Origin of the sequence: Nonomuraea sp. NPDC049637, assembly GCF_040675235.1 — a bacterium.
Taxonomy (GTDB): Bacteria; Actinomycetota; Actinomycetes; order Streptosporangiales; family Streptosporangiaceae; genus Nonomuraea.
Window position 1 is genome coordinate 1 of the sequence record NZ_JBFAOM010000127.1, and the last position, 1,846, is coordinate 1,846.

Below are 1,846 nucleotides of genomic sequence, written 5' to 3' on the forward strand. Positions count from 1 at the left end.
AACGGCATGTCCTCGACCGGCAGGATCTTGGAGATGACGCCCTTGTTGCCGTGGCGGCCGGCCAGCTTGTCGCCGTCGGTGATCTTACGCTTCTGCGCGATGTACACCCTGACCAGCTCGTTCACCCCGGGCGGCAGCTCGTCGCCGTGTTCCCTGGAGAAGGTGCGCACGTCGATGACCGTGCCGCGCTCCCCATGCGGCACCTTCAGCGACGTGTCGCGGACCTCGCGGGCCTTCTCCCCGAAGATGGCGCGCAGCAGCCGCTCCTCCGGGGTCAGCTCGGTCTCGCCCTTCGGGGTGACCTTGCCGACCAGGATGTCGCCGGGGACGACCTCGGCGCCGATCCGGACGATCCCGCGCTCGTCGAGATCGGCCAGGATGTCCTCGGAGACGTTGGGGATGTCCCGGGTGATCTCCTCCGGGCCCAGCTTGGTGTCGCGGGCGTCGACCTCGTGCTCCTCGATGTGGATCGAGGACAGGACGTCGTCCTGGACCAGGCGCTGGGACAGCACGATCGCGTCCTCGTAGTTGTGGCCCTCCCACGGCATGAACGCCACCAGCAGGTTCTTGCCGAGCGCCATCTCGCCGTCGTCGGTGCAGGGGCCGTCGGCGATGACCTGGCCGGCCTCGACCCGGTCGCCCTCGGCGACGATGGGCTTCTGGTTGAAGGAGGTGCCCTGGTTGGAGCGCCTGAACTTGGCGACCCGGTAGGTGGTGCGCGAGCCGTCGTCGTTCATGACGGTGACGTAGTCGGCGGAGACCTCCTCGACCACGCCGGCCTTCTCGGCGCTGATGACGTCGCCGGCGTCGGTCGCGGCACGGTATTCCATGCCGGTGCCGACCAGCGGCGCCTCGCTGCGGATCAGCGGCACCGACTGGCGCTGCATGTTCGCGCCCATCAGGGCCCGGTTGGCGTCGTCGTGCTCCAGGAACGGGATCATCGCGGTGGCCACCGACACCATCTGGCGCGGCGACACGTCGATGTAGTCCACCTCGCGGGAGGCCACGTAGTCGGTCTCGCCGCCCTTGGTGCGGACCAGGACGCGGGCGTCGGTCAGCTCGCCGTCCGCGCCGAGTGCCGAGTTCGCCTGGGCGACGACGAACCGGTCCTCCTCGTCGGCCGTCAGGTAGTCGATCCGGTCGGTCACCCGGCCGTCCACGACCTTGCGGTAGGGCGTCTCGATGAAGCCGAAGGCGTTGAGACGGCCGTAGCAGGCGAGGTAACCGATGAGGCCGATGTTCGGACCCTCGGGCGTCTCGATGGGACACATCCGGCCGTAGTGGGACGGATGCACGTCACGGACCTCCATCCCGGCCCGCTCGCGGGACAGACCGCCGGGGCCCAGGGCGTTCAGCCGCCGCTTGTGCGTCAGGCCGGCCAGCGGGTTGATCTGGTCCATGAACTGCGACAGCTGCGAGGTGCCGAAGAACTCCTTCATCGACGCCACCACCGGCCGGATGTTGATCAGGGTCTGCGGCGTGATCGCCTCGACGTCCTGGGTGGTCATCCGCTCGCGGACGACGCGCTCCATGCGGGCCAGGCCCAGGCGGACCTGGTTCTGGACGAGCTCGCCGACGCTGCGGATGCGCCGGTTGCCGAAATGGTCGATGTCGTCGATCTCCACGACGGCATCGCCCATGGACGTCTCCCCCGCGTGCAGCCGCACCAGGTACTCGATCATCGAGACGATGTCGTCCTCGGTCAGCGTGCCTTGCGTGATCTCGGCGTCCACCCCGAGCTTCTTGTTGACCTTGTAGCGGCCCACCTTGGCCAGGTCGTACCGCTTGGGGTTGAAGTACAGGTTCTCCAGCAGGGTCTGCGCCGACTCCTTGGTCGGCGGCTCAC

The 1,846-nt window shown here is 68.3% G+C and carries 1 protein-coding gene; it reads right to left on the bottom strand.

Going from position 1 to position 1,846, the window contains the following annotated elements; genetic code table 11:
* Window positions 1-1,846: DNA-directed RNA polymerase subunit beta (gene rpoB / locus AB0J71_RS49905; protein WP_364421481.1), on the bottom strand; the 1,846-nt coding region annotated here is incomplete at both ends.